The 26,874-nt window shown below is 70.4% G+C and carries 22 protein-coding genes; 6 read left to right on the forward strand and 16 right to left on the reverse strand.

Annotated features, from left to right (window positions below):
• Positions 1-350: 350 nt before the first annotated feature.
• The 3 genes from ACWCSV_RS32970 to thyX all read right to left on the reverse strand — a co-directional run bounded on the left by ACWCSV_RS32970 (position 351) and on the right by thyX (position 3,972).
• On the reverse strand, positions 351-2,036 hold the full coding sequence (locus ACWCSV_RS32970; protein WP_451148648.1) for a ribonuclease J: 1,686 nt from the start codon (positions 2,034-2,036) through the stop codon (positions 351-353).
• Positions 2,037-2,182: 146 nt separating this feature from the next.
• Positions 2,183-3,082, reverse strand: a complete 900-nt coding sequence (dapA, locus tag ACWCSV_RS32975; RefSeq protein WP_451148650.1) for a 4-hydroxy-tetrahydrodipicolinate synthase — start codon at positions 3,080-3,082, stop codon at positions 2,183-2,185.
• A gap of 152 nt (positions 3,083-3,234) precedes the next feature.
• A complete protein-coding gene (gene thyX / locus ACWCSV_RS32980) occupies positions 3,235-3,972 on the reverse strand; it encodes an FAD-dependent thymidylate synthase (RefSeq protein WP_451148652.1) in 738 nt (245 codons plus the stop codon).
• Positions 3,973-4,146: 174 nt separating this feature from the next.
• On the opposite strand from thyX, the gene ACWCSV_RS32985 reads away from it, so the two are divergent.
• Both ACWCSV_RS32985 and ACWCSV_RS32990 read left to right on the forward strand, forming a co-directional pair.
• Positions 4,147-4,386 (forward strand): hypothetical protein, encoded by a 240-nt coding sequence (locus ACWCSV_RS32985; protein ID WP_451148654.1) that lies wholly within the window; start codon positions 4,147-4,149, stop codon positions 4,384-4,386.
• Positions 4,387-4,480: 94 nt separating this feature from the next.
• Positions 4,481-5,029, forward strand: a complete 549-nt coding sequence (locus tag ACWCSV_RS32990) for a hypothetical protein (RefSeq protein ID WP_451148656.1) — start codon at positions 4,481-4,483, stop codon at positions 5,027-5,029.
• Between the two features lie 83 nt (positions 5,030-5,112).
• On the opposite strand, the gene ACWCSV_RS32995 is transcribed toward ACWCSV_RS32990, so the two are convergent.
• The 6 genes from ACWCSV_RS32995 to eccD all read right to left on the reverse strand — a co-directional run bounded on the left by ACWCSV_RS32995 (position 5,113) and on the right by eccD (position 12,304).
• Positions 5,113-5,568, reverse strand: a complete 456-nt coding sequence (locus tag ACWCSV_RS32995) for a hypothetical protein (protein WP_451148658.1) — start codon at positions 5,566-5,568, stop codon at positions 5,113-5,115.
• Between the two features lie 11 nt (positions 5,569-5,579).
• A complete protein-coding gene (gene dapB, locus ACWCSV_RS33000) occupies positions 5,580-6,332 on the reverse strand; it encodes a 4-hydroxy-tetrahydrodipicolinate reductase (protein ID WP_451148660.1) in 753 nt (250 codons plus the stop codon).
• Between the two features lie 62 nt (positions 6,333-6,394).
• The gene (locus ACWCSV_RS33005) at positions 6,395-7,774 is read right to left on the reverse strand and encodes a M16 family metallopeptidase (RefSeq protein WP_451148662.1); all 1,380 of its coding nucleotides are present in this window, start codon (positions 7,772-7,774) and stop codon (positions 6,395-6,397) included.
• Complete coding sequence (locus tag ACWCSV_RS33010) at positions 7,771-9,981, reverse strand: polyribonucleotide nucleotidyltransferase (protein WP_327180188.1); 2,211 nt, start codon at positions 9,979-9,981, stop codon at positions 7,771-7,773. Before ACWCSV_RS33010 ends, ACWCSV_RS33005 begins: the two co-directional genes overlap by 4 nt.
• Positions 9,982-10,286: 305 nt before the next feature.
• Positions 10,287-10,577, reverse strand: coding sequence for a 30S ribosomal protein S15 (gene rpsO / locus ACWCSV_RS33015; RefSeq protein ID WP_003965855.1), 291 nt, complete (start codon positions 10,575-10,577; stop codon positions 10,287-10,289).
• A gap of 218 nt (positions 10,578-10,795) precedes the next feature.
• Positions 10,796-12,304 carry a type VII secretion integral membrane protein EccD gene (gene eccD, locus ACWCSV_RS33020; protein WP_451148664.1) on the reverse strand — a complete coding sequence of 503 codons (1,509 nt, stop codon included), beginning with the start codon at positions 12,302-12,304 and terminating at the stop codon, positions 10,796-10,798.
• A 247-nt stretch (positions 12,305-12,551) separates the two neighbouring features.
• On the opposite strand from eccD, the gene eccCa reads away from it, so the two are divergent.
• On the forward strand, positions 12,552-16,523 hold the full coding sequence (gene eccCa / locus ACWCSV_RS33025; RefSeq protein WP_451148666.1) for a type VII secretion protein EccCa: 3,972 nt from the start codon (positions 12,552-12,554) through the stop codon (positions 16,521-16,523).
• Positions 16,524-16,787: 264 nt separating this feature from the next.
• On the opposite strand, the gene ACWCSV_RS33030 is transcribed toward eccCa, so the two are convergent.
• From ACWCSV_RS33030 to eccB, 7 genes are all read right to left on the reverse strand, one after another.
• Positions 16,788-17,087, reverse strand: a complete 300-nt coding sequence (locus ACWCSV_RS33030; RefSeq protein WP_451148668.1) for a WXG100 family type VII secretion target — start codon at positions 17,085-17,087, stop codon at positions 16,788-16,790.
• A gap of 63 nt (positions 17,088-17,150) precedes the next feature.
• Positions 17,151-17,504, reverse strand: coding sequence for a WXG100 family type VII secretion target (locus ACWCSV_RS33035; protein ID WP_451148670.1), 354 nt, complete (start codon positions 17,502-17,504; stop codon positions 17,151-17,153).
• A gap of 122 nt (positions 17,505-17,626) precedes the next feature.
• A complete protein-coding gene (locus ACWCSV_RS33040) occupies positions 17,627-18,937 on the reverse strand; it encodes a S8 family serine peptidase (protein ID WP_451148672.1) in 1,311 nt (436 codons plus the stop codon).
• Positions 18,938-18,962: 25 nt separating this feature from the next.
• On the reverse strand, positions 18,963-20,648 hold the full coding sequence (locus tag ACWCSV_RS33045; protein WP_451148674.1) for a hypothetical protein: 1,686 nt from the start codon (positions 20,646-20,648) through the stop codon (positions 18,963-18,965).
• On the reverse strand, positions 20,645-21,094 hold the full coding sequence (locus ACWCSV_RS33050) for a hypothetical protein (protein WP_451148676.1): 450 nt from the start codon (positions 21,092-21,094) through the stop codon (positions 20,645-20,647). Before ACWCSV_RS33050 ends, ACWCSV_RS33045 begins: the two co-directional genes overlap by 4 nt.
• Before the next feature lie 232 nt (positions 21,095-21,326).
• Positions 21,327-22,616 (reverse strand): type VII secretion-associated serine protease mycosin, encoded by a 1,290-nt coding sequence (gene mycP / locus ACWCSV_RS33055; RefSeq protein ID WP_451148678.1) that lies wholly within the window; start codon positions 22,614-22,616, stop codon positions 21,327-21,329.
• Positions 22,617-22,634: 18 nt separating this feature from the next.
• Positions 22,635-24,164: a type VII secretion protein EccB gene (gene eccB / locus ACWCSV_RS33060; protein ID WP_451148680.1), complete on the reverse strand. Its 1,530-nt coding sequence runs from the start codon at positions 24,162-24,164 to the stop codon at positions 22,635-22,637.
• A 182-nt stretch (positions 24,165-24,346) separates the two neighbouring features.
• On the opposite strand from eccB, the gene eccE reads away from it, so the two are divergent.
• The 3 genes from eccE (at position 24,347) to ACWCSV_RS33075 (ending at position 26,796) form a co-directional block, all read left to right on the forward strand.
• Positions 24,347-25,696 (forward strand): type VII secretion protein EccE, encoded by a 1,350-nt coding sequence (eccE, locus tag ACWCSV_RS33065; RefSeq protein ID WP_451148682.1) that lies wholly within the window; start codon positions 24,347-24,349, stop codon positions 25,694-25,696.
• 8 nt (positions 25,697-25,704) lie between these two features.
• The gene (locus ACWCSV_RS33070; protein WP_451148685.1) at positions 25,705-26,400 is read left to right on the forward strand and encodes a hypothetical protein; all 696 of its coding nucleotides are present in this window, start codon (positions 25,705-25,707) and stop codon (positions 26,398-26,400) included.
• A gap of 162 nt (positions 26,401-26,562) precedes the next feature.
• The gene (locus ACWCSV_RS33075) at positions 26,563-26,796 is read left to right on the forward strand and encodes a DUF397 domain-containing protein (protein WP_327178295.1); all 234 of its coding nucleotides are present in this window, start codon (positions 26,563-26,565) and stop codon (positions 26,794-26,796) included.
• The last annotated feature ends 78 nt before the right edge of the window (positions 26,797-26,874 follow it).

Consider the following 26,874-nt stretch of genomic DNA (forward strand, 5'->3'; position numbering starts at 1 on the left):
CTCTATCAGACTCTTTCGTGTCCGATTCCCGGTCGAAGCGGGTCGAGCAGTTTTCGCTTTCCAGTTCTTCGCTTTCGCGTTTCCCTTTCCGGCGAGTCCGACTCTACCAGACCCTTTTTCGTTCCGTTTCCGGCCCGATAAGTAATTCCGGCGGCCTGTCGGGGGCCTTTGCCTTTCGGCGGATCCGACTTTATCAGAGATTCTGAGTCGGAATTTTCCGCTCCGATCCGGGTGGCCTCCGCGCACAAGTGCGCGTGCTGCTTCCCGTTCGGCGGAGAGCCAAACGTACTGGAGCGGGGTGCCTCGATGCAAATCGAGGCACCCCGCTCCGGTCGGACGGTCGATGAGGATCAGACCTCGACGACCACCGGGAGGATCATCGGGCGCCGGCGGTAGGTGTCGGAGACCCACTTGCCCACCGAGCGGCGGATCAGCTGCTGGAGCTGGTGCGGCTCCATGACGCCGTCCTGAGCCGACTTGTTGAGGGCTTCCTCGATCTTCGGCACGACGGCGGTGAACGCCGCGTCGTCGATACCGGAGCCCCGGGCCTGGATGTGGGGGCCGCCCACGATCTTGCCGGAGTTGGTGTCGACCACGATGAAGACCGAGATGATGCCCTCGTCGCCGAGGATGCGGCGGTCCTTGAGGGAGGTCTCGGTGACGTCGCCCACGGAGAGTCCGTCGACGTAGACGTAACCGGCCTGGACCTTGCCGACGATCTTCGCCTTGCCGTCGATGAGGTCGACGACCACGCCGTCCTCGGCGATGACGATGTGGTCCTTGGGGACACCCGTCAGCGCGCCCAGTTCGGCGTTGGCCCGCAGGTGGCGCCACTCGCCGTGCACCGGCATCAGGTTCTTCGGCCTGCAGATGTTGTAGAAGTACAGCAGCTCGCCGGCCGAGGCATGGCCCGAGACGTGCACCTTGGCGTTGCCCTTGTGGACGACGTTGGCGCCCCAGCGGGTCAGGCCGTTGATCACGCGGTAGACCGCGTTCTCGTTGCCCGGGATCAGCGACGACGCGAGGATGACCGTGTCGCCCTGGACGATCCGGATCTGGTGGTCGCGGTTGGCCATGCGCGACAGCGCGGCCATGGGCTCGCCCTGCGAACCCGTGCAGACCAGCACCACCTCGTCGTCCGGGAGGTCGTCGAGCGTCTTGACGTCGACGACGAGCCCGGCCGGCACCTTGAGGTAGCCCAGGTCACGGGCGATGCCCATGTTGCGGACCATCGAGCGGCCGACGAAGGCGACACGGCGGCCGTACTCGTGGGCCGCGTCCAGGATCTGCTGGATGCGGTGGACGTGGCTGGCGAAGCTCGCCACGATGATCCGCTTGTTGGCGTTGGCGAAGACCGTACGCAGGACGTTGGAGATGTCCTTCTCCGGCGGGACGAACCCCGGGACCTCGGCGTTCGTCGAGTCGGCGAGGAGAAGGTCGATGCCCTCCTCGCTGAGCCGCGCGAACGCGTGCAGGTCGGTGAGCCGGCCGTCCAGCGGGAGCTGGTCCATCTTGAAGTCGCCGGTGGCCACCGCCATGCCCGCGGGGGTGCGGATCGCGACCGCGAGGGCGTCCGGGATCGAGTGGTTGACCGCGATGAACTCGCAGTCGAAGACCCCGATGCGCTCCCGCTGTCCCTCGACGACCTCGAGGGTGTACGGGCGGATGCGGTGCTCCTGGAGCTTCGCCTCGATCAGCGCGAGCGTGAGCTTGGAGCCGATCAGCGGGATGTCCGGCTTCAGGCGCAGCAGGTACGGGACGCCACCGATGTGGTCCTCGTGCCCGTGCGTGAGGACGATGCCCTCCACGTCGTCCAGGCGGTCCCGGATCGTGGTGAAGTCCGGCAGGATCAGGTCGATGCCCGGCTGCTCCTCCTCGGGGAAGAGGACGCCGCAGTCGACGATGAGCAGGCGGCCGCCGTACTCGAAGACCGTCATGTTGCGGCCGATCTCTCCGAGGCCGCCGAGGGGAGTGACCCTCAGGGCCCCCTTCGGGAGCTTCGGCGGCGTACCGAGTTCGGGATGCGGATGACTCAAAAGACTCTCCTTACCACGCACGCCACGTACCGCTTGGGCACGTGGCGCGTGTGTCATTCGTGCACTTGCTGTTGTCAGGGGATGAACGCGTGCGAGCTGTCCTCGCGTATCGGGAGGTCTCGCGTATTCAGTTGTGAAGTCTGTGGTTACAGCTCTACCCCACCGGCGGCCAGGTCGACCTTGAGCTGCGCCGTCTCCTGCGCGGTGAGTTCCACCAGCGGGAGGCGCAGCGGGCCGGCCGGGAGGCCCTGGAGGGTGAGGGCGGCCTTCGTGGTGATGACGCCCTGGGTGCGGAACACCCCGGTGAAGACCGGGAGCAGCTTCTGGTGGATCTCCTTGGCCTTCTGGACGTCACCGCCGAAGTACGCGTCGACCAGGGCGCGCAGGTCCGGGGTGACGAAGTGGCCGACGACGGAGACGACGCCCACGGCGCCCACCGAGAGCAGCGGGAGGTTGAGCATGTCGTCGCCGCTGTACCAGGCGAGGCCGGAGCGTGCGATGGCCCAGCCGGCCCGGCCGAGGTCGCCCTTGGCGTCCTTGTTGGCCACGATCCGCGGGTGCTCGGCGAGCCGGACGAGGGTCTCGGTCTCGATCGGCACGCCGCTGCGCCCGGGGATGTCGTACAGCATCACGGGCAGGCCGGTGGAGTCGGCGATCGCGGTGAAGTGCCGGTACAGGCCCTCCTGCGGCGGCTTGTTGTAGTACGGGGTGACCGCGAGGAGTCCGTGGGCTCCGGCGTGCTCGGCGGCGCGGGCGAGTTCGACGCTGTGGCGGGTGTCGTTGGTGCCGATGCCGGCGACGATGTGGGCCCGGTCGCCGACCGCCTCGAGTACGGCTCGTACGAGCCGGTCTTTCTCCGCGTCACTGGTGGTGGGCGACTCGCCGGTGGTGCCGTTGACGACGAGGCCGTCGTTTCCGGCGTCCACCAGATGGGTCGCGAGCCGCTGGGCGCCGTCGAGGTCGAGTGCGCCGTCCGCCGTGAAGGGCGTGACCATAGCGGTGAGGACCCGCCCGAAGGGGGTCTGCGGAGTGGAGATCGGAGCCATGGGTAACACGCTACTCGTTGCTCGGCCCGGGAAGTCCCCTAGGGGGACGTCGATCTTGGAACCCGGCACTGCCTGCTCGGGGGTTCAAGCAGTGCCGGGTCCGTTTGATCAGCCTAGATGAACTTCATGAAACGCCGCAATACGGACACCGCCTACGGGGCTACCCGTCCGTTTTTGTTGAAGGCGGCATGAGTGAGGGGCATGAGGCGCGCCCAGTGCTCCTCCATCTGCTCACCGACCATCTCGATCTCGCGCTGCGGGAAGGACGGGACGGTCGCCAGCTCGTGCTGGGTGCGCAGGCCGAGGAAGTGCATCAGCGAGCGCGCGTTGCAGGTGGCGTACATCGACGAGAAGAGGCCGACGGGCAGGACGGCCCGGGCCACCTCGCGGGCGACGCCGGCGGCGAGCATCTCCTGGTAGGCGTCGTACGCCTGGCGGTACGAGTCCTCCATGGCGCGCCCCGTGAGCTCCGCCTGCTCGTCGGTGCCGTCGACGAACTCGTACTTGCCGGGGCGGCCCTGCTGGACGAGCTTGCGGGACTCTCCGGGGACGTAGAAGACCGGCTGGAGCTCCCGGTAGCGGCCCGATTCCTCGTTGTACGACCAGCCGACGCGGTGCCGCATGAACTCGCGGAACACGAAGATCGGGGCGCTGATGAAGAACGTCATCGAGTTGTGCTCGAAAGGGCTGCCGTGGCGGTCGCGCATCAGATAATTGATGAGACCCTTGGAACGCTCCGGATCCTTGGTGACCTCCTCCAGCGACTGCTCCCCCGCGGTCGAGACACGGGCGGCGAACAGGACGTCGGCATCGCCTGCGGCGTGTTTCACCAGTTCAACGGTGACATCGCTGCGGAAACTGGGCTTCGCGGGCTCGGGGGTGTCGGTCACCGGCGGGGTCCTTCCAATTGCTTCGCTCGGGCGGCGTCCACTCTACGGGGCCGCGTGGAGGGCTCGGTCCGGGGAAAACTCCGGAGGGTCCGCGAAAAGCGGGCACCGATCCGGCGTTCCGCGCGTCTGACACTTCAGAAGCACCTTCACCACAGTCCGAAGGAGATTTTCCTCATGTTCCGCCGGCGTGAATCCGTCCCGTTCTCGTTCGTAGCCGAGGCCGAGCGGTTCCGCAGCAATGTCACTCCGCCGCCCCGGCAACGCGCCAGCGTCTCCGAACTGGCGGGCCGCTCCCTCGTGGGGCTGGTCGTGGTCGCGGGCCTCGTGGGCTCGCTCCTCGTCGGGCTGCCCGCCCTCGACCCCGATCAGGCACCCGCGCACCACCAGAGGTCCGAGGCGTCCCAGGACCGCTGACTCGTACGGCCCCCTGGGGTGGTAGCAGTGGGAACCCGTCGGTAGCCTCACCGGGCACAGCAACAACGAGCGTGCTTGTGAGTGAGGATCAGTCGTGCCCCTGCCCTTCCTGACGGCCGACCGCGCGTTCGACGCGGCTGCGGAGGACGTCGCGCTGCCGTTCGACGACCACGACAACTGGCGGCGGCCCTACCGTCCCGGACCCTGGCGGGTCTCGGTGGCGGCAGGGCTGCTGCTGCTGTCGTCGTTCGTCCTGTTCGCGGCGACGATCATCGGTGTGGCCGGTGAGCCTTCGGGCGCACTGCTCGTCATGACGCTCGCCGCGGTGGTGATCGCCTGCGCGCTGCGGCTGCTGCGTGTCGGCGCCTGGGTGAGCCGGCACGGTGTACGCCGTGTCGGCTTCTTCCGCACCACCACGGTGGCGTGGAGCCGGACCGGTACGGTCCGTACGGTCCAGCAGCCGGTGAGATGGCTCGGACTGCCCAGGACCGTGCAGGGTCAGGCCCTGGTCGTGGCCCGTCGGGGCGCCGGCTCGCTGCCGCCGCTGATGACGGACCACGACGCGGACTTCCTGTCCCGGTCCGAGGCGTTCGACCGGGCCACCGACGCCATCGAGGCGTGGGCGGACGAGTACCGGCGCTGACGCGCCGCTGCCCGTTCTCCCCGTTCGAGGCGGTCCAGCACCACCCCCGGTGAATCCGGGGTCCACAAGCCGGTACGCGTCGCTCAGGCGGCGCGTACCGGCTTGTGTGCGTGCAGGGCGATGGCGCGCTGCATCGCCTTGCGCGCCCTGGGCGTGTCACGGGCGTCCTGGTAGGCGACGGCCAGCCGGAACCAGCAGCGCCAGTCGTCCGGCGCGTCCTCGGTCTCCTCCCGGCGGCGGGCGAAGACCGCGTCGGCGGAATCCCGGTCGATCCGGCCGGACGGGGTCCGGACGAGTTCGTCGACCGGGAGCCCGCCCTCCGCCTCCAGCTCGGCGGCGAGCGCGTTGGCCCTCGTCACGAACTGGGTGTTCTTCCAGAGGAACCAGATGCCGATCACCGGCAGGATGAGCACCGCCACCCCGAAGGTGACCGTGATCAGCGTGCCGTGCCGGATGAGGAGCAGACCCCTGCTGCCGGCCAGGACGAAGTAGAAGACCAGGACGGCGGCGGTGACGATGTACGAGATCTTTGCGCGCATGGCGGGGACCGTCAGTTCAGATCGAGGAAGTGTTCCAGCCCGAACGTGAGTCCGGGAGTGGTGACCACGCGGCGGGCTCCCAGCAGGATGCCGGGCATGAAGCTGCTGTGGTGCAGGGAGTCGTGGCGCAGGGTGAAGGTCTCGCCCTCGCCGCCGAGCAGCACCTCCTGGTGCGCGAGGAGCCCGCGCAGCCGTACCGAGTGCACGGGGACGCCGTCCACGTCGGCGCCCCGGGCCCCCTCCAGGCCGGTCGCGGTGGCGTCCGGCTGCGGCGCGAGTCCGGCCTCGGAGCGGGCGGCGGCGATGAGCTGGGCCGTCCGGGTCGCGGTGCCGGAGGGCGCGTCGATCTTGTTCGGGTGGTGGAGCTCGATGACCTCGACCGACTCGAACCAGGGGGCCGCCGCCTGGGCGAACTTCATGGTGAGGACGGCTCCGATGGAGAAGTTCGGCGCGATGAGCACGCCGGTCTCCGGGGAACCGTCCAGCCAGCCGGTGAGCCGGGCGAGGCGCTCGTCGGTCCAGCCGGTGGTGCCGACGACGGCGTGGATGCCGTTCCGTACGCAGAAATCCAGGTTGTCCATCACGGCGTCGGGGTTGGTGAGTTCCACCACGACCTCGGCGCCGGCCTCCGTGAGGGCCTCCAGCGCGTCGCCCCGGCCGAGGGCGGCCACCAGCTCCAGGTCGTCGGCGGCCTCGACGGCCCGTACCGCTTCCGATCCGATGCGGCCCTTGGCGCCGATGACGGCCACACGCAGCTTGCTCATGTGCTCTGCTTCCTTGATCGAACGGAGTGGGTACGGGCCGTCGGAGCGGCCCGGGACAGCCTTTAGGACACGGCCTGGTGGAGGCGGTCCGCCTGCTTGTCCTTGAGCGGACCGATGACGGAGAGCGAGGGGCGCTGTCCGAGGAGGTCGGCGGCGACGGCGCGGACGTCGTCGGGCGTGACCGCCGCGATCTGCGCCAGCATCGCGTCGACCGACATCTGCTCGCCCCAGCAGAGCTCGCTCTTGCCGATGCGGTTCATCAGCGCGCCGGTGTCCTCCAGGCCGAGAACCGTGGAGCCGGAGAGCTGCCCGACGGCCCGGGCGATCTCGTCGTCGGGCAGGCCCTCGGTCGCGGCCCGGTCGAGCTCGTCGCGGCAGATCTTGAGGACGTCGTGGACCTGGCTCGGGCGGCAGCCCGCGTACACGCCGAAGAGGCCGCAGTCGGCGAAGCCCGAGGTGTACGAGTACACGCTGTAGGCCAGGCCGCGCTTCTCGCGGACCTCCTGGAAGAGGCGCGAGCTCATGCCGCCGCCGAGGGCGGTGCTGAGCACGCCGAGCGCCCAGCGGCGTTCGTCGGTTCGGGCGAGGCCCGGCATCCCGAGGACGACGTGTGCCTGCTCGGTCTTGCGGTTCACGACCTCGACCCTGCCGGCGGTGCGCAGGAGGCGGGAGCCGTCGCGGGGGGCCATCGGCTCGGCGTCGGTGTCCGAGAGCGCGCCGGCCCGGTCGAAGGCCTTGCGGACCTGGCGTACGACCGTGGCGTGGTCGACGTTGCCCGCGGCGGCGACGACCAGGTGCCTGGGGTCGTAGTGCTTCTTGTAGAAGCGGGCGATCTGCCCGCGGTCCAGCGCGTTGATCGTGTCGACGGTGCCGAGGACCGGGCGGCCGAGGGGGGTGTCGCCGAACATGGTGTGCGCGAAGAGGTCGTGCACACAGTCGCCCGGGTCGTCCTCGGTCATCGCGATCTCTTCGAGGATGACTCCGCGCTCGGCGTCGACGTCCTCGGCGTTGATCAGCGAGCCGGTCAGCATGTCGCAGACGACGTCGATGGCGAGCGGCAGGTCGGTGTCGAGGACCCGCGCGTAGTAGCAGGTGTACTCCTTCGCCGTGAAGGCGTTCATCTCGCCGCCGACCGCGTCGATCGCGGAGGAGATGTCCAGGGCGCTGCGCCGGCCGGTGCCCTTGAAGAGGAGGTGCTCGAGGTAGTGGGTCGCGCCGTTCAGGGTGGGGGTCTCGTCGCGCGAGCCGACGTTGGCCCAGATCCCGAAGGTGGCGGAGCGTACGGAGGGCAGGGTCTCGGTGACGACACGGAGACCGCCGGGGAGCACCGTACGGCGGACCGTACCGATGCCGTTGGTGCCCTTGAGAAGCGTTTGGGTACGGGCGACGGCCCGCGCCTTCGAAGAGGCGCGGGCCGTCGTCACGGAACTACGGGACGTCACTTGGAGGCGTCGTCCTTCTCGTCTTCTTCACCCTCGACGACCGGGATCAGGGAGAGCTTGCCGCGGGAGTCGATCTCGGCGATCTCGACCTGGACCTTGGCGCCGACGCCGAGCACGTCCTCGACGTTCTCCACGCGCTTGCCACCGGCGAGCTTGCGGATCTGCGAGATGTGCAGCAGACCGTCCTTGCCGGGCATGAGGGAGACGAAGGCACCGAAGGTGGTGGTCTTGACGACCGTACCCAGGTAGCGCTCGCCGACCTCCGGCATGGTCGGGTTGGCGATGGCGTTGATCGTGGCGCGGGCGGCCTCGGCCTGCGAGCCCTGCTGGGCACCGATGTAGATGGTGCCGTCGTCCTCGATCGTGATGTCGGCGCCGGTGTCCTCCTGGATCTGGTTGATCATCTTGCCCTTGGGGCCGATGACCTCACCGATCTTGTCCACCGGGATCTTGACGGTGATGATCCGCGGGGCGTTCGGGGACATCTCGTCCGGGACGTCGATGGCCTCGTTCATGACGTCCAGGATGTGCAGACGCGCGTCACGGGCCTGCTTCAGCGCGGCGGCCAGGACCGAGGCGGGGATGCCGTCGAGCTTGGTGTCGAGCTGGAGCGCGGTCACGAACTGCTTCGTACCGGCGACCTTGAAGTCCATGTCGCCGAAGGCGTCCTCCGCACCGAGGATGTCGGTGAGGGCGACGTAGTGGGTCTTGCCGTCGATCTCCTGGGAGATGAGGCCCATGGCGATACCGGCGACGGCGGCCTTGAGGGGCACACCGGCGTTCAGCAGCGACATGGTCGAGGCGCAGACCGAGCCCATGGAGGTGGAGCCGTTGGAGCCCAGCGCCTCGGAGACCTGGCGGATCGCGTAGGGGAACTCCTCGCGCGACGGCAGGACCGGGACGATGGCGCGCTCGGCGAGCGCTCCGTGGCCGATCTCGCGGCGCTTGGGCGAGCCCACGCGGCCGGTCTCGCCGACCGAGTACGGCGGGAAGTTGTAGTTGTGCATGTAGCGCTTGCGGGTCACCGGGGAGAGGGTGTCCAGCTGCTGCTCCATGCGGAGCATGTTGAGGGTGGTGACGCCCAGGATCTGGGTCTCGCCACGCTCGAACAGCGCCGAGCCGTGCACGCGCGGGATGGCCTCGACCTCGGCGGCGAGCGTACGGATGTCCGTGACGCCGCGGCCGTCGATGCGGACCTTGTCCTTGATGACGCGCTCGCGGACCAGCTTCTTGGTCAGCGCGCGGTAGGCACCGGAGATCTCCTTCTCGCGGCCCTCGAAGGCCGGGAGGAGCTTCTCGGCCGCGATGTCCTTGATGCGGTCGAGCTCCGCCTCGCGGTCCTGCTTGCCGGCGATGGTGAGCGCCTTGGCCAGCTCGGTGGAGACGGCCTTGGTGAGGGCCTCCAGGACGTCGTCCTGGTAGTCGAGGAAGACCGGGAAGTCGCCGACCGGCTTGGCGGCCTTGGCGGCCAGCTCGGCCTGCGCCTTGCAGAGGGCCTTGATGAAGGGCTTCGCGGCCTCCAGACCGGCTGCCACGACCTCCTCGGTGGGGGCCTCGGCGCCGTCCTTGACCAGCTGGACGGTCTTCTCGGTGGCCTCGGCCTCGACCATCATGATCGCGACGTCGCCGTCCTCCAGGACGCGGCCCGCGACGACCATGTCGAAGACGGCGTCCTCGAGCTCGGTGTGCGTCGGGAAGGCGACCCACTGGCCCTTGATCAGGGCGACACGGGTGCCGCCGATCGGGCCGGAGAAGGGCAGGCCGGCCAGCTGCGTGGAGCAGGAGGCGGCGTTGATCGCGACCACGTCGTACAGGTGGTCGGGGTTGAGCGCCATGATCGTCTCGACGATCTGGATCTCGTTGCGCAGGCCCTTCTTGAAGGAGGGGCGCAGCGGCCGGTCGATCAGGCGGCAGGTGAGGATCGCGTCCTCGGAGGGGCGGCCCTCGCGGCGGAAGAAGGAGCCGGGGATCTTGCCGGCGGCGTACTGCCGCTCCTCGACGTCCACCGTGAGGGGGAAGAAGTCGAGCTGGTCCTTGGGCCGCTTGGAGGCGGTGGTGGCCGACAGCACCATGGTGTCGTCGTCCAGGTACGCGACGGCGGAGCCGGCGGCCTGCTTGGCCAGGCGGCCCGTCTCGAAGCGGATGGTGCGGGTGCCGAAGGTGCCGTTGTCGATCACGGCTTCGGCGTAGTGGGTCTCGTTCTCCACTAGTGATTTCTCCATACTCGTCGTCTTTCGTCCTGCCGCCCGTGTGGCGGAGGACGGTGCGTGGAGAAGCGCACCTGGTGTGCGGGCCGGTCTTCGATCGAAGCCCCCGGGCGTTCTTTCCCGGGTGCCACTACCGAGGACCGGCGGCTGCGGGAGCGCGCTTCTCCTCGTGCGTTCAGTTGGTGCGGTGAAGCGGGTGGTGCGGTGGTGCGTACGTCCAGATTACTGAGGTTGCCCCCGGTAGCGCACGTACAGCAAAGGGAGCGGTCCCCGGGAAGTGGGCACCGCTCCCTCTCACAGCGTGCTTACTTGGCGCCGCCGGCCGCACCGCGGCGGATGCCGAGGCGGTCGACGAGCGCACGGAAGCGCTGGATGTCCTTCTTGGCCAGGTACTGCAGGAGGCGGCGACGCTGGCCGACCAGGATCAGCAGACCACGACGGGAGTGGTGGTCGTGCTTGTGCGTCTTGAGGTGCTCCGTCAGGTCCGAGATCCGGCGGGAGAGCATGGCGACCTGAACCTCGGGGGAACCGGTGTCACCCTCCTTCTGGGCGAACTCGGACATGATCTGCTTCTTCGTAGCGGCGTCGAGCGGCACGCGTACTCCTCTTGATGTTCGATGCGCCCACGAGTGCCCCTGGTCTTGATCTCAGGGGAGCTTCCGTGACTCGGAGGCGAAGGTCCGATGGGCGCTGTCCCCAGAGTGAGACCGGGGACGCGTACACAAACGGCCACCGCACAGACTACCAGCCGTACGACAGCGCCCTCGCCGACCGCCCTCGCGCATGGGTGGGGCGGTCGGCGAGGGCGCGGGAATCAGCTGGTCAGGGACCGGATCGAGGTGTAGACGTCGAAGACGGCGAGGCAGAGCGGCAGGAGCGTCAGCAGGACGAAGGCCTCGGCGATCTCCAGGAAGCGGCCCCAGAACGGGGTGACCCCCTTGCGGGGCACGATCAGCCCTATGGCGGTGATCACCGCGGCGGCCGCGGCGACGGCGGCGGTGAGCCAGATCGTACGGATGTCGAGCGCCGTGGAATCGCCGCGCAGGGCGTCGATCATGATGCCGACCGGGGGGTTCAGGGCGAGCCCGAGGCCGAGGAGGACCAGCGCGCCGAGGCCGGCGGCCAGCGCGCAGGCGACCTGGGCGGTGTAGCGGAAGAGGTGCGCGCGCATCAGCATGGCGCAGCCGGTGGCCAGCGCCAGCAGCTGTCCGAAGATGTCCGCCGAGAAGCCGAGGACGGCCGCTCCGGCGACCGCCACCATGGCGCAGCCGCCGGCCAGGCCGAGCAGCAGCTCGTGGCCGCGCCGCGCCTGGGCGGCGATCCTGACGGCGTCGACCGGCCCCTGGGGGGCCTGCTCGCCGGTGCCGTAGTCGCCGCTGGTGGTGCGGGGCGGCTCGAAGCCGATGGGGAGGCGGGCGAAGCGGGTGGAGAGGCCCGGCAGGAAGCCGAGCGCGCCGACGGAGAGCGGGGCGCAGACGGCGGCGGTCTCGGCGGGCTCCAGGTCGGTGAGGATCGCGGCGAAGGTCACCAGCACGCCGACGGCCGAGGCGAAGACGAACGCGACGAAGGGGCCGTCGCCGGTGGGGGCGACGATCACCAGGATCACCGAGACGACGAGGACGGCGACGCAGGCCAGCAGGAACTGGAGGCGGCCGATCCCCTCCCCGGCGCCGAGCGGCAGCAGCCCGGACCCGGCGACCGCCCCGTTGACCAGGGCTCCTGTGCCGAGGGCGACCGCCGAGCCCCGGTCCTCGTACACCCGGGCGCGTACCCCGGCGACGGCGAGGAGCAGGACGGCGGCGACCGCGGCGATGACACCGGGGAGGCCGTGCATGTCGTGCAGCGGGTCGGCGGTCCACAGGACGAAGCCGAGGAGCGCGAGGAGGACCGCGCCGCCGAAGAGGCCGGAGCCGCGCATCAGGGTGTCGCCCCAGAGCGTGCGGTCGCGGGCCACGGCGGAGGCGACGGCGTCGGAGACGTCGTCGAACACGGCGGGCGGCAGCGATTCGGAGAACGGGCGCAGGGAGAGCAGCTCGCCGTCGAGGATCCGCTGGGAGGACAGGGTGCGTCCGCTGTCGAGGACGGTGCCGTCGCGGCGTACGAGGTGGTAGCCGACGGGTGCGCCCTCGGCGGGGCTCTGTCCGGAGAGCCGCAGGACCTCCGGGTAGAGGTCGGCGAGGGGGACGTCCTCGGGCAGTGCGACGTCGACGCGGCTGTCGGGGGCGACGACGGTCACCCTGCAGAATCCGGTTCCGTTGCTGGACGGGACCCCGGGGCCGGTTCGGCCGGGTCCGGTGGTCGCCGCTCGGGCCGTCGTGGTCACCTGTTGCTCCCCCTCATTGCGATGTCGCCGCGATGTCGCTGCCGTGTCTCTCCGCTGAGACGCGCGTTTCGCGACCCGTCCCGAATGACCGGTTTTTTGGCGGTAGTTCGCGGGTGCGTACACGCGTCGCGCTACCCTACCGCTCTCCACCGGGCCTCTCCGTCAGTAGGATCTCTGCCCGGGCGGAGCCCGTCGCCACGGGGGCGTCGAGGGGAACAGATCTGTCCGGCAAGGGAATTGGTGAGTTGTGAGCCACATTGTCGTCAAGCGCCCTCCACGCGCGCTGCCCTCCGAAGTGCCGGACATGGAGGTGCAGTTGCAACCTCCTCCGGAGCTGCCGCGCGGGCAGCAGGAGGGCGCGATGATGCAGCTGCTGCCGATGCTCGGCATGGGCGGCTCGGTGGTCTTCTTCTTCATGACGCCGAACCCGATCATGCGGATCATGGGCATGGTGATGATCGCCTCGACGGTCGCGATGGCGGTCTCGATGCTGGTCCGTCACCGGCGTGGCACGCAGGGGGAGCTCGCCGACATGCGGCGCGACTACCTGAAGTACCTCACACAGACCCGGCGCGAGGTCCTGCGGACGGCACGCCTCCAGCGTGACGCCCAGTTCTATCTGCACCCGTCGCCCGAGCAGCTGTGGGCGCTGGTCGCCGAGGGCAGCAGGGTCTGGGAGCGCCGGGTCGCCGACGGCGACTTCGGGCAGGTCCGCATCGGCCTGGGCAACCAGGAGCTGGCCACCCTGCTCGTTCCCCCGCAGACCGCGCCGGTGGACGAGCTGGAGCCGCTGACCGCCGGGGCGATGCAGCAGTTCCTCAACACCCACTCGACGCTGGACGGGCTGCCGATGGCCGTCTCGCTCCGCGCCTTCTACCACGTGACGGTGAGCGGTGATCCGGACTCCGTGCGCTCCTCGGCCCGCGCCCTGATCGGTTCGCTGGCCTCGCTGCACTCCCCCGAGGACCTGGTCGTGGCGATCGCGGCGGACCGGCAGGCGTCCGCGCACTGGGAGTGGGCGAAGTGGCTCCCGCACGTCCAGCTGCGCAACTCCACCGACGGCGCGGGCAGCCGCCGGCTGATCTCGACGAGCTCCTCGGAGCTGGAGGAGCTGCTCGGGAACCGGATCGAGGGCCGCCCCCGGTTCCAGGCCGGCGGGCAGCCCCTGATGGACCAGCCGCACATCGTGGTGGTGCTCGACGGCGAGTCGGTTCCGCCGATGTCGGTGCTGGCCTCTCCGGAGGGCGTACAGGGCGTCACGGTCATCGAGGTCGTCCCGGGCGAGGTGACCGGCGCCCGCGGCGGGCTGTCCGTGGTGGTCCACCCGCACGTGCTCCAGCTGGAGTCGGGTCACGGGCTGGTCTACGAGGGCCTGCCGGACCTGCTGAGTTACGAGGCCGCGGAGGCGCTGGCCCGCCAGCTGGCCCCGCTGAACGTGGCGGCGGGCGGGGACGACGACGAACCGCTCCTCGCCAACCTGGAGTTCACCGATCTGCTGAACCTCGGGGACGCCTCCTCGGTGGATGTGAGCAGGACCTGGCGCCCCCGCTCGCAGGCGGAGCGGCTGCGTGTCCCGATCGGGGTCGGCGAGGACGGCACCCCGGTCATGCTCGACCTCAAGGAGGCCGCGCAGGAGGGCATGGGCCCGCACGGCCTGTGCGTGGGCGCGACGGGTTCCGGCAAGTCGGAGCTGCTGCGCACCCTGGTGCTGGGGCTCGCCGTCACGCACTCGTCGGAGACGCTGAACTTCGTGCTCGCCGACTTCAAGGGTGGTGCCACCTTCGCCGGGATGGCGCAGATGCCGCACGTCGCCGCCGTGATCACCAACCTGGCGGACGACCTGACGCTGGTGGACCGCATGGGCGACTCCATCCGCGGTGAGCTCAACCGCCGCCAGGAGATGCTCCGTGACGCCGGCAACTACGCCAACATCCACGACTACGAGAAGGCGCGCGCGGCCGGTGCGCCGCTGCTGCCGATCCCCTCGCTGGTGCTGGTGATCGACGAGTTCAGCGAACTGCTCACCGCCAAGCCGGACTTCATCGAGATGTTCGTGCAGATCGGCCGTATCGGCCGCTCGCTCGGCGTGCACCTGCTGCTGGCCTCGCAGCGCCTGGAGGAGGGCCGGCTGCGCGGGCTGGAGACGTATCTGTCGTACCGGATCGGTCTGCGGACCTTCTCGGCCGGCGAGTCCCGCGCGGCGCTCGGCGTGCCGGACGCCTACCACCTGCCGAACGTGCCGGGTTCCGGCTATCTGAAGTACGGCACCGACGAGATGGTCCGCTTCAAGGCCGCGTACGTCTCCGGCGTCTACCGCACGGGCGCGGAGCGGGCGTCGCTGCCCGGCGGGAAGCTGCCGGTGGACCGCCGGCCGGTCCCGTTCACGGCGGCGCCGGTTCCGGTGCGGTACGTGGAGCCCGAGCCGCAGCCGGACGTACCGGAGGCCCGCAAGCCCGAGGACGACGCGCTCGCGGACACCGTGCTGGACGTGATCGTGCGCCGCTTGGAGGGGCGGGGCGCATCGGCGCACCAGGTGTGGCTGCCGCCGCTGGACAACCCGCCGTCGCTGGACGAGCTGCTGCCCGGCCTCGCGCCGGTCCAGGGGCGCGGTCTGACGCAGCCGGGGTTCGAGGGCGCGGGGCGCCTGGTCGTCCCGCTCGGTGTGGTCGACAAGCCGTTCGAGCAGCGCCGCGACACGCTGTACCGGGACTTCTCCGGCGCGGCGGGGCACATGCAGATCACCGGCGGTCCGCAGTCGGGCAAGTCGACGCTGCTGCGCACGCTCATCGCGGGCTTCGCGCTCACCCACACCCCGCACGAGGTGCAGATCTACGGACTGGACTTCGGTGGCGGCGGTATGGCGTCGGTCAGCGGTCTCCCGCACGTCGGCGGGATCGCCTCGCGTCTGGACCCCGAGCGGGTGCGCCGTACGGTCGCCGAGGTGTACGGCATCCTGACGCGGCGCGAGGAGTACTTCCGCAGCGCGGGGATCGACTCGATCGCCACCTTCCGCCGGATGCGCGAGCGCGGCCAGGTGTCGGTGACGGACCAGCCGTGGGGCGACGTCTTCCTGGTCATCGACGGCTGGGGCAACTTCCGCAGCGACTACGAGGGTCTGGAACCGGCCGTCCTCGACATCGCGGGACGCGGTCTCGGGTACGGCATCCACCTGATCGTCACCGCCTCGCGGTCCATGGAGGTGCGGGCCAACCTCAAGGACCACCTGATGAACCGGCTGGAGCTGCGGCTCGGTGACGTCATGGACTCCGAGCTGGACCGCAAGTCGGCCGTCAACGTGCCGGCCGGCGTGCCGGGCCGCGGCCTGACGCCGGAGAAGCTGCACTTCATGGCGGCGGTGCCGCGCATCGACAGCATCAACTCCGACAGCGACCTCTCCGAGGCGACCGCCGCGATGAACCAGGAGGTCGCCCGCCACTGGACGGCGTCCCCCGCGCCGGCCGTACGCCTCCTGCCGCGCGAGCTGCCCGCCTCGGCGCTGCCGCCGGGCCACGCGCACCCGGAGCGCGGTATCGCGTTCGGTATCGACGAGAACAACCTGGAGCCGGTCTTCGTCGACTTCGAGCACGACCCGTTCCTCATGGTGTTCGGGGAGAGCGAGTCCGGGAAGTCCAACCTGCTGCGCCTGATCATCAAGCAGCTGACGGAGCGGTACGACGGCAACAGCTGCAAGCTCTTCGTCATCGACAACCGGCGCTCCCTGCTGGATGTCACCCCGCCGTCGCACCTGGCGGAGTACGTGCCCATGTCCAACAACATGGATCACCACATGGAGGCGCTGTACGACCTCATGCAGCGGCGTACTCCGTCGGCGACGGTCACCGCGCAGGAGCTGCGGGACCGCAGCTGGTGGCGGGGCCCGACGGTGTACGTGGTCGTCGACGACTACGACCTGGTCTCCACGTCCAGCGGCAACCCGCTCGGCCGGCTCACCGAACTCCTGCCGTTCGCGCGGGACGTGGGCGTGCGCTTCGTCATCGCCCGCAACTCGGCGGGCGCGGGACGGGCCGCGTACGAGCCGTTCATCCAGCGGATGACGGAGCTGGGCGCCCAGGGGCTGCTGCTCTCCGGCGACCCGAACGAGGGCGACATCATGGGCAGCGTGCGGCCGCGGCCGATGCCCGCGGGCCGGGGCGTGTTCGTCTCCCGGCGCCGGGGCAACCCGCTGGTGCAGACGGGGCTGATGGACGGGGAGCGGTAGGCCCCCTCAGGACCTCTACGGCCCTGCGGCCCGCCGCGGCCCGTAGACGAAACGGCGACGGCGCCCCCTCCGGTCCAGGAGGGGGCGCCGTCGGCGTTGTTGCCGTACCGGCACCCGGGTACACCGGCGTCGGTGCCGGTGCGGCTCCCGGGTACGTACGGACCGGGGCATGGGAAAGGACGGGTGTGGGCACCTCCCGCGCGTGCCCACACCCGTCCTTCAGGTCCTCGGTACCGCTGTCACGCCCTCGGGCGTCAGGGCCGGCTACATGAAGTTCTGCGCGGCCTTCTTGTCGCCGCCCTTGTACGCGGTCGACGCCTCGCGCACGGAGCGGGAGATCTGCTGCAGGGACTCGTGGATCGACCGGGCGTCCTTGTCCCAGCCGGCCTGAGCGGTGTCGTACGCGCTCTTGGCCTCACCCTGCCAGAGCTCGGCGACGGAGGCTACGCGGCGCTTGATCGCGGCGAGGTCCTCGTCGAGCTGCTTGCTCTGCCGCTCGATGGAAGCAGCGGCCGCCTCCAGGCTGGCGTAAGTGACAACGGTCGTACCGTCGGTGTTCGACATGTGGTCCTCCGATTCGGGGTGGTTGCGGGACGGCTGCCGCTCGGCGCGGGCAGCCGGCGGCGGTCAGAAGCCGCTGAGGCTCGACGTGGGCGCGGAGCCGCCGCCGGAGTGGCCGGGCACCACGTCGATGCCGCGGAGCGCGGCCGAGACCTCGTCCTCGGTGTTGCCGGAGAGGGTGCGGGCGGCCTTGATGGCCTCCTGGAAGTTCTGCAGCCGGATGCCGATCGACACCATGCTCTCGTTGATCTCGCGCTGCTTGTTGCCGAAGGCGTTGGCGCCTGCGCCCTTCCAGGAGCCTTCCACGCTGTCGATCGTCGCCTGGAGCGTCTTCAGCTGCCCCTTGACGGAGTCGAACCGCGTCGAGAGTTCGTTCTCCAGCTGGAGGAGACTGTGATCTGTGACCTTCTGGTCTGCCATGGACCTGACTTCCTTTCGGGTTCTCTCTACGGACCGGCAGGTGTTTCGCCGGAAGTTCGTGGGTGAGCCGGCCGCTCACGGTCGTCGGCCGTGGCCGTCGCCGGTTCGGCACCCTCACACGGTCAGACGGCGCCGCGGCGCCTGCGGAGGAAGTAGAAGACGCCCCCGCCGAGCACGACCACGACCACCACCGCGCCTGCGATCAGGCCGAGATCGCTGCCGCCGCCCTCCGGCTCGCTGGAGCCTGCCACAGCCGGGGCGTCCCCGGATTTGCCCTGCGGAGGCTGTGACGAACCTGAAGCAGAGGCGGAGGGGGGAGCGGAGGAGGAGGTGGAGGAGGAGGAGCCGGAGGGGACGGGCGAGGCGGTGGAGCCGGCCGCGCTCGTCTTCTCCAGGGTGAGCGGGCTGACGTCCGGGTCGCCGGGGTCGCCCTTGTGCTTGAGGAGGTTCATCGACGGTCGGATCAGGCCGTGGCCGAGGTAGGTGCTGACCTTGTCGTCGGCCCAGTCCCGGCCGGCCGTGTCGAAGAGGACCCGGAGGACCTGGTTCGCGGTCCAGTCGGGGTGGGCGGACCAGACGAGGGCGGCGGAGGCGGAGGCGATGGCGGCGGCCTGGCTGGTTCCGGTCACGGTGCAGTACGACTGGAATGTCTCGTCGCACCACACAGGCACGTTGGTTCCCGGCGAGGCCAGGTCCACGTAGTCGCCGTGCTCGGAGGTCTTGGCCACCGTTCCGTCAGGGCCCGCCGAGGAGACGCCGACAACCTCCAGATAGGCCGCCGGGTACGAGACGTAGTTGGTCTTGTCACCCGAGTTTCCTACCGAGGCGAAGAACAACTTGCCCTTGGACAGGGCGTACTTCGCGGCCTCCTTTTCCGAGTCCATCGCGAACTCGCCACCGAAGGACATACTGATGATCCGTGCGTCGCTGTCGGCGGCGGCTTTGATGGCATCCGCGGTGTCGGCCGGGTTGAAGTGCTTGTTGCTGTGCTGGAAGTCCGTGTCGGCTACGCGATAGGGAATGATCTTCGCGTCCGGGGCGAGCCCTTGCAGGCCGCCCCCTTCCCCCGTCCCGGCGATGAGCTCGGCCATGGAGGTGCCGTGACCGGTGTAGTCGTCGTTCTCGTCGCCGTCCGCCTCGGTGGCGTCCCAGCCCTTGAGTACCTGGCCCCGCAGCGACGGCGTATCGGGATTCACCCCGGTGTCGATCACCGCGACCGTGATGCCCTTGCCCGTGGAGACCTTCCACATCTCCTCGGCCTGCATGGCCTTGAGGTACCACTGCTTCGCCTGTACGTCCTGGGCCGTGGCGGACGGAGCCAGCCCGGTGAGACAGGCGCTCCACGCGGCGGTCGCGGCGAGCGCGCCGATCAGCCGACGGCGTGCTCGCCCGGCGCCTCGGGGCGTGCGGGCATGGCTCATTTCTGCGGTCATCCTGACTTCCGAACCTTCCACGTGCCTACTCGATCACCGGTGGCGCGGCCTCGGGCCGCCCGGCCGTCCAGGTCTCTTCGTCTTCCGTCAGGTAGTCGGGCCGCGTCGACGTGTTGTTCTCTTCTTCTTCCTCGTGCTCCTGCCGCCCTCCGGGTCGTACCAGGCCCGACCCTCCCGACGTGAAGCCCTTCCCGCCCGAACGGCCGCGCGGGGTGCCCACGACGCCGTTCTGGCCCGTGGTTCCGCGGCTGGTCGGCCGAGCCGCCGAGCCGCCGTTGCCGATGACTCCGCGCTGCCCGGTGCTCCGCGCGGACGCACCGCTCTGGCCGGACTTCGGACCGCCGATCACCGTGCCGCGACCGCCCGTGCGCGCGCCCGAGGTGCCGGTGCCGGAGGCCTTCTGCTGGGGCGTTCCGCCCGTGATGCCGCCTCGTCCGGCCCGGGGAGTGGAGCCCGTGCTCGAACCGCTCTGCCCCGCCACCGGACGGCCTCCGGTCACACCGGACCGGCCGGTGGCGGACGAGGTGCTTCCCGTACCGGTGGTGCGCCCGAAAGCCTGGGAGCCACCGGTCCGCCCCGAGTTCCCGGTGGGCGTGCGCTGGGTCGCCGAGGTGGTTCCGCCCGAAAGCCCGCCGGTCCGCGCGGAGCCCTTGGGACCGCTGGTGGTGCCGGTGACCGATTTCGAGCCGCCGGTCACGCCGTTGGGACCGAGAGGGCCCGTCGGCGGGAACGTCGTGGTGCCAGGGCCCTGGGTTCCACCCGTGGCGGGGGACACGGGCGACGGACCGGGCAGCGTGGTGGGAGGCGCGGGCGGCGCGGTGACGCTGTCGATCTCGGTGCGCGTGCTGCTGTCCAGGTCGGGCTTGGTGGATGTGCCCAGTTCCGTGGTGTGGTGCGCCTGCTGGCTGCTCTCACCGGTCTGTGGGCGCCTCACCACACTTTCGCCGCCGACGTGCCCGGAAGAGCTGCCTCCCGTCGATCCGGAGCTGCCTGACGAGGTCCCCGGTGTGTACCCGCCCGCAACCGGCCGCGGCATGTCCACCGACAGCTGCATGTCGAACCGGGGCGGCTCCTGCGTCGCGAGCACCTCCGAGCTGACGGAGTAGTAGGAGGCCAGCCGGTTGGCCTGGTTGATGGCCTCCTGCCGGTGATCCTCGACCCGCACGGCCGCCGCGTACTCCGGATTGCTGTCGAGGCGCTCCGGGGCCGGGATGTCCTTGACGTCCTTGCGGACCGCCCGGGTGTCGCGCGGCGGCAGGGAGCTCTTGACGGAGGCGAGTCCAGTGCCGGCGACGGTGATCTGGGTGGCCGCCGAGTCGGCGAAGTCGCTGAGCCGGGTCGCGTGGGCCACCAGGCCCGCTCCCCAGTCGCGGAAGGCGATGTTCGCCTCGCCCGTCCAGTCCACGGCGGCGATGTGGTCGCCGAGCTCCTTCGCCGCCTCCCTGATCGCGTCCCGCGCCTTGTAGAGCTCCTGTCCGGCGGCCTCCAGGTCCGCCGGGTTGGAGTGTTCGACCAGGTCGATCATCGCGTTGAGGTCGCGGTGCTCGAAGGAGGTCCGGCCCGCCGGGAGGCCCGAGCCGCCGAAGAAGGATCCGGCCACCTCGCGGACCCGCTCGGTGACGTCCGTACCGAAGATCTGGGCCTTGACCCGGCCCTGGTCGTACTCCTGTTGTTCCGCCGGGGTCCGCTCCGGCTGGTTCTCGTCGGTCATTCGGCTGCCCACCCGGAGTCGGACTTGTTGTCGTGGAGGTCTTCGTACTTCGTCCGGTCGTGTTCCTTGTCCAGACGGCCCTTGACCACGTAGAACCTGCGCCGCACCTCGTCCTCGACGTTGTCCATGCCGACGGCGGCGGCGTGCACGCCGAGGCTGAGGTACTCGATCTGGTCGCCCAGCGATTTGGAGAGCGAGGTGAGGGACTCGTGGACGCGGTTGTACTGCGAGTAGAGAGCGTCCGCCTCGGCGAAGCCGGTGTTCCCGCCGCTGAACGAGGTGCGGGAGATCTGCTGGGCACCGATCTTGGTTCGGCCGGCCGCGGAGCTCTCCAGGTCGCCGAGGAGTACGTCCACCCTCTGCTTGAAACGCTCCAACGCGCCGACGCCATGCTCGAGGTCGGCCTTCCCGCCGGTCGAGCTTCCTCCGTCATCACTTGGACGCACGGTGACTGCCTTTCCCCCGTTGTTCTCGTTTGCACAAACCGTCCTGCGTTGCGATCGCATCGGAACACCTCACGGCGATCGCACCCCCATACTCTATCCACCACCTCCGGAGGCTCCAACTGTGTTGTCAGCCATGTGACTTACAGATGGACACTCCGGAGAGGCAGGCCGAACCGGCTTCTTCTTGCCAACCGACCACCGAGCGAACGGAGATGGCGGGAGTCTCGTCGTCTCATGCCCCGGAAACCCGGCGACGACGCGCGTCGCGGAGCGCCACGGCGACTCCCGCTATCGCGGCGACCAGCACCAGGGCACCCACCACGACATAGGTGGCGAGACGGGCGTTCCGTTCCTCCGCCGTCTCCCCCAGGGTGAGTTCGGCCGGGGTCGGGGCCTCGGCGCGGCTCATTCCCTCGCGTGCGGTCGGCTCCTTGACCGGCTTGTCGTCCTCGGTGAGCGCGCGGACCGGGTCGACGACTCCCCAGCCCACCAGGCGGTCGCGTCCGGCGACGGACCGCTCGGCGGTCTGCTCGATCTGGGCGACGATCTCCTCCTGCTCCCACTCCGGGTGCCTGGCTTTGATCAGGGCGGCGACGCCCGCGACGTAAGGGGCGGAGAAGCTGGTGCCGTTGTCGGCGCAGTGCCCTCCGTCGGGCACGGTGGAGACCATGTCCACGCCGGGGGCCGCGACGCCCACCCAGTCGCCGGTCTGGGAGAAGCCGGCGCGTTCGTTGTTGCGGTCCGAGGAGGCCACCGCGAGCACGCCCGGGTACGAGGCGGGGTAGGTCTTCTTGTCGGTCGCGTCGAGGCCGTCGTTGCCGGCCGAGGCGACCACGACGACCTCCGCGGCGAGCGCGTGGTCGACGGCCTGGCGCAGTGCGGCCTCGGGCTCCACGGCGTTGGCGGTGTCCTGGGAGATGTTGATGACGTCGGCGTGGGCGGTGTCCACGGCGTAGTCGATGGCGGCGGCGAGGGTCTTCGCGGTGCCGTGGCCCTCGGCGTCGTTCTGCTGGATCGGGATGATCGTGGCGTCGGGGGCGAGACCCACGAAGCCGGTGTCCTCGGCTTCCCGGGCGGCGATGATGCCGGCGACCCTGGTGCCGTGGCCGACCGTGTCCGTCGTGCCGTTCTCCTTGCCGCGCGGGACGGGTTCGCCGTTCTCGTCCTTGATGCCCTTGTCCATCAGGTTGATCCCCGCCGACGTGTCGACGGCCTTCTTCAACTGCGGGTTCTTGACGTCGACTCCGGTGTCGATCACCGCGACCCGGACGCCCTTCCCGGTGGAGCGGCTCCAGAGTTCGTCGAGCAGGACGCGCTGGAGCGACCAGGGGCGGCCCGCGTACGGCTTCGAGGGAAAGGTGCACTGGGTCGCGTCGTCCGCGAAGGCGGGCACGACCGGTACGGAGACCAGGGTGACCGCGGTCGCGGCGGCGACGGTCAGCAGACGCCGCTTCAGAGAGTGCGCGTGTTCCGGGGAGTGCGACGGCCGCGCGGGCCGCGGAAGGTTCTCCAGGGGGGTCATTACTGTCCGCCGCCCTTCTCAGGAGCCCTGCGGCTGGCGGGCAGCCGCGGTCGACAGCCGGGGGCCGGTCGGCAGGAACTCGGACCAGGCCGCCGGGACCGGGGCCGGGGTGACCTTCCCGTACCCGAGCCGGTTCTGGGACTGCTGCGCCTCGGCCAGCCGCGCGGCCTTCTCCTCGGCCGATCCGGATTCACCGATGCCGGAGTCGCCCCGCGCGCTGTCGCCGTTGGACTGCATCGCGTACCGCAGCCCTGTGTCGGTGACCAGGAAGAGGTACCCGGCGGAGGTGTCGGCGCCCTTGAACTGACGGAAGAGCTGGCCCGAGCCGGGGGTGACGTACGCGCTGCTGGAGCCGGTGGGCAGGGTGGCGGGGAAGCCCGTGCCCGCCCAGGTGGAGAGGGTGGTGGCGCCGCTGTCGCCGTCCACCGCGCGCAGCACATTGCACACGGTGTTGCGGCTGCCGCTCGCGGTGCTCGCGGAGTTGACGGCGCGCGGGGCGTCCTTCGGCCATTTCTTGGCGTCGCCGAAGGCCTGGCCCGGTGCGATGGCGGCGGCGCTGACCGCCTTCGCGGTGCCCGCCTGGCCGAGGCCGATGAGGTCGCGGCTGCTGAGGAGCAGCTTGGCGGTGAACTCGGAGACCGGTGCGACCCGGCCCTGCAGGACCACGTACTTCTGGGTGGTGGTGCCCGAGGTCGCTTCGAGGACCATGCCGACCTTGTCGAGCGCGGGGTCGAGCCCGCCGCCCACTCCGGCGCTCGCCCCGGGCGTGCCGGGGACGGAGGGGAAGGTGATGGGGTCGCCGGTGTGCAGGGTCGCCAGCCAGGCGGAGGAGACCCGCTGCGGGGTGCGGCGCTCGCCGACGAGGGTGCGCAGCAGCAGTTCGTCCTTCTTGTCGACCGTGTACGCGCGGCCCTCGGCGTCCACCACGTGGCGGACGCCGTCCGGGCCCTCGACGTACATCAGCTCTCCGGCGGTGAGCCGCTCGGTGCCTTCGGTCTTCTTCTCCTCGCGCTCGGCGAAGACGAAGGCGGCCTTCTGGATCGCCCGGCCGCCTTCGCCGGGGCGCTCGCAGACGGCCCAGCGCTTGGCGGCGCCGGCGTCGCCGCTCTCGGGCAGGCGGTCGGGGGCGTAGGGGATGCCGAGGGTCGCGCCGTGCGGGATCCTGCCGCTGTCGAGTTCGGACTCGGCGACGTTGACGACCTTGCCCTTTTCCGGGTCGAGCAGCAGTTTCGCGGAGGACATGTTGAGGACGGGGTGGAGCTGGGTCTTGCCGTTGGTCTTGAGGACGACGTATCGGGTCGTCGACTTGCTGGCGATGATGACGTTCTCGGCGGGGGTGTCCCAGCCGGTGGGCGCCACTGGCTTGAACATGCCCCAGGCGCCGAAGACCGCGAGGATCACGACGCCGGCGACGGTTCCCGGGACCACCGCGCGCAGGGGGCGTGGTGCGCCCTCCTCGGAACCGCTCGGATGGGGTTGCACGAACTGCGCGATCAACCTCCGCTTCGCAAAGGTGTAGGCGTTGAGTTCGTCCCGCCTTGATGCCATGATCCGCTGCCCCTTCTCCCCGACGGGCGACCAGATAACCACATCCGTTTGCGGATTCAGTTGTCGCACCGGCGCCCCTACTATGCCTGTTGACGGTGCGCGGACACGCCTCAGGTAGGGTGATCGCCCGGTCAACACCCGCGGGAAAAAGCTAAATAGGGACACGAGGGGGCAACACGGCGATGGGCACTGCGACGCGCGAGCGTACGGGCCGGGGGACCGCGGACGCGTCCGGCACTTCCCGACGGCAACGCCGTGGACGGCGGCCCGGGAACGAACCCGCCACCGCCTCCGCCGCATCGGCCGCACCCGCCTCCGCGGTGCTGCGGTCGGCCTCGCGGACCAGCCGGGTCAGCCCGCTGCTGCGGCAGCTGGTGCTGGTCGAAGTGGCGCTGGCGGCGGCCGCGGTGGGGGTCGCGCTCGGCGGGATGTGGCTGGTGCCCGGCATGGTGGTCGCCGGTGTCCTGGTCGTGATCGCGGTCATCCGGCGGCGCGGTACCGCTCTGCAGGACTGGTTCTCCACGGCGCTCGCGCTGCGCGCCCGGCAGCGGATGCCGGTGCGTCACGCACCGGACGCGGAGGCGTCGTTGGCGCCGATCGCGGAGAGCGTGCCGGGTTTCGCCCCCTTCGTCTACATCGACCGCGAGCGCCGTACGGTCGGGATGCTCGGCGACGGCACCTTCCTCACCGCCGTGGTGCGGGTCGAGGCGAGCGGTGAGGCGCTCCGTCCGGCGTTCGGCGCCCGGGCGCTTCCGCTGACCCTGCTCGGCGAGGCCCTGGAGGTGGACGACATCGTGCTGGAGTCCGCGCAGCTGGTGCAGCAGGTCCGCTGCGCCCCGGCACCGCACCTTCCGGCCCGGTCGGTGGCCCGTCTCTCGTACGCGCCCCTGCAGGAGCAGACCGGGGCTCCGGCGCTGCGGATGACGTGGGTGGCGGTGAAGCTCGACCCGGAGCTCTGCCGCGAGGCGGTGGAGGCGCGCGGGGGCGGGGTCGCCGGCGCCCAGCGCTGCCTGGTGCGGATGGCGGACCACGTGGCGAGCCGGATCACCGGGGCCGGGTTCCGGGCGACGGTGCTCGACCAGGAGGAGCTGAACGCGGCCGTCGCGACCTCGGCCTGCGCGAACCCGATCCAGTCGGCGCGGGCCGTGCGCCAGGAGGCGGCGACGCAGCGCAGGACGAAGGAGACCTCGCGGGTGTGGCGGTGCGACGACCGGTGGCACACGACGTACGCCGTCGACCGCTGGCCCGAACTGGGCCGCGGCGCGACGCCACTGCCCAAGCTGGTGGCGCTGCTGACCTCGGTACCCGCGTACGCCACGACGTTCAGCCTCACCGTGCGGCGCGGCGCGCACCAGGGGGCGGTGTCGGTGGCCGGGCACGTCCGGATCACCGGAGGCTCGGACACGGAACTGGTGAGCGTGCGCAGGACGTTGGTACAGGCGGCCCGGGTCGCCAAGGTCGGTCTCGTACGCCTGGACCGCGAGCAGCTGCCCGGTGTACTCGCCACTCTTCCGCTGGGAGGCGCGCAGTGAGCCGGATCATGTCGCGGCACGGGCTGCGGGGTCCGCGTCACGCTGGCCATTCCATCGCGGCGGACCATCTGGGCGCGCTGTCGCTGCCCGTCGGCGACGACGGCGTGGTGATCGGCAACGACGCGGAGAACCGCCCGCAGATCATCGGGTTCCACCGCCCGGCCCCGTACGACGTGCTGCTCATCGGCGGTCTGTGGACGGCTCAGGTGCTGGCGCTGCGCGCGGCGGGCACGGGGGCGCGGGTGGCGGTGGAGACGGGGCGCACCCAGGCGTGGACCGCGCTGGCGCAGGCCGCCGGTGCCGGACTCGAGTGCGTCTCCCTGCACGAGGTGGGCCGGGTGCCCCCGACCGGTGCGACGGTGGGCAGCCCGGTGGTCGTCGTACGGGACTGCGGGATGCGGCCGCCCCGCGGGCGGGTCGTCTCGTCGCCGTGGCAGTCCGTGCTGACGCTGCTCCCCTATCTGAGCCCGGTGGCACCGCGGTTGATGCGGTCCTCGTCGCTGGTGGGCGTCCAGCGGGTCTCCCCCGCCGAGGCCGATCAGATCGGCCGCATCCTCGGCCTCTCGCCGGTCGAGACCGAGGCGCTGCCCACCCTGGCGGACGGCGTCACCCTCTGGGTGTCGGGCCGTGAGCACCACTGGGTGATGACGAGCGCGACGGACGCGGAGACCGGGCTGCTGGGCACGGCTCGCAGGATGGACTGAGGCACTCGGGCCGAAGGTGTCGGGCCCGGCTTAGCACCCCGCGCAAGGAGTCGGGCCCGTTTCCGTCGAAAGGCCCGGAATCCGTCCTGTTCCGCACCGGGGCACGGCCGTTCAGTGGACCATGGACCCCAACGTCACCGTTCGATCGAAAGGGGCGCCGCAATGGGCACCCAGCAGGAGAAGGACGAGCTCTACGCGCTCGACATCACGGACGCCGTGTGGCTGAGCGCCCCCGGCACCGAGAACGACGAGGAGCGGGTCGAGATCGCGCATCTGCCGGAGGGTGCGGTCGCGATGCGTTCCTCGCTGGACCCGGAGACGGTGCTGCGCTATACGGAGGCGGAGTGGCGGGCTTTCGTACTCGGCGCCCGTGACGGGGAGTTCGACCTCAAGTAGTAGTAGTGGATGCGTGAAAGGGGGCGGCGGCCCGGCCGGGCCCGCCCCAGATCAGAAGAGCACAACTCTTAACAACAG

This window comes from Streptomyces sp. NPDC001770, assembly GCF_053596135.1.

What these genes read in the sequence shown, in the direction of transcription:
- eccB (WP_451148680.1), bottom strand. Translation starts at nt 24,164, where the DNA reads ATGGCATCAAGGCGGGACGAACTCAACGCCTACACCTTTGCGAAGCGG.
- ACWCSV_RS33040 (WP_451148672.1), bottom strand. Translation starts at nt 18,937, where the DNA reads ATGACCGCAGAAATGAGCCATGCCCGCACGCCCCGAGGCGCCGGGCGA.
- ACWCSV_RS33035 (WP_451148670.1), bottom strand. Translation starts at nt 17,504, where the DNA reads ATGGCAGACCAGAAGGTCACAGATCACAGTCTCCTCCAGCTGGAGAAC.
- ACWCSV_RS33070 (WP_451148685.1), top strand. Translation starts at nt 25,705, where the DNA reads ATGTCGCGGCACGGGCTGCGGGGTCCGCGTCACGCTGGCCATTCCATC.
- ACWCSV_RS33075 (WP_327178295.1), top strand. Translation starts at nt 26,563, where the DNA reads ATGGGCACCCAGCAGGAGAAGGACGAGCTCTACGCGCTCGACATCACG.
- ACWCSV_RS32985 (WP_451148654.1), top strand. Translation starts at nt 4,147, where the DNA reads ATGTTCCGCCGGCGTGAATCCGTCCCGTTCTCGTTCGTAGCCGAGGCC.
- dapB (WP_451148660.1), bottom strand. Translation starts at nt 6,332, where the DNA reads ATGAGCAAGCTGCGTGTGGCCGTCATCGGCGCCAAGGGCCGCATCGGA.
- ACWCSV_RS33045 (WP_451148674.1), bottom strand. Translation starts at nt 20,648, where the DNA reads ATGACCGACGAGAACCAGCCGGAGCGGACCCCGGCGGAACAACAGGAG.
- eccE (WP_451148682.1), top strand. Translation starts at nt 24,347, where the DNA reads ATGGGCACTGCGACGCGCGAGCGTACGGGCCGGGGGACCGCGGACGCG.
- mycP (WP_451148678.1), bottom strand. Translation starts at nt 22,616, where the DNA reads ATGACCCCCCTGGAGAACCTTCCGCGGCCCGCGCGGCCGTCGCACTCC.
- ACWCSV_RS32995 (WP_451148658.1), bottom strand. Translation starts at nt 5,568, where the DNA reads ATGCGCGCAAAGATCTCGTACATCGTCACCGCCGCCGTCCTGGTCTTC.
- ACWCSV_RS33030 (WP_451148668.1), bottom strand. Translation starts at nt 17,087, where the DNA reads ATGTCGAACACCGACGGTACGACCGTTGTCACTTACGCCAGCCTGGAG.
- dapA (WP_451148650.1), bottom strand. Translation starts at nt 3,082, where the DNA reads ATGGCTCCGATCTCCACTCCGCAGACCCCCTTCGGGCGGGTCCTCACC.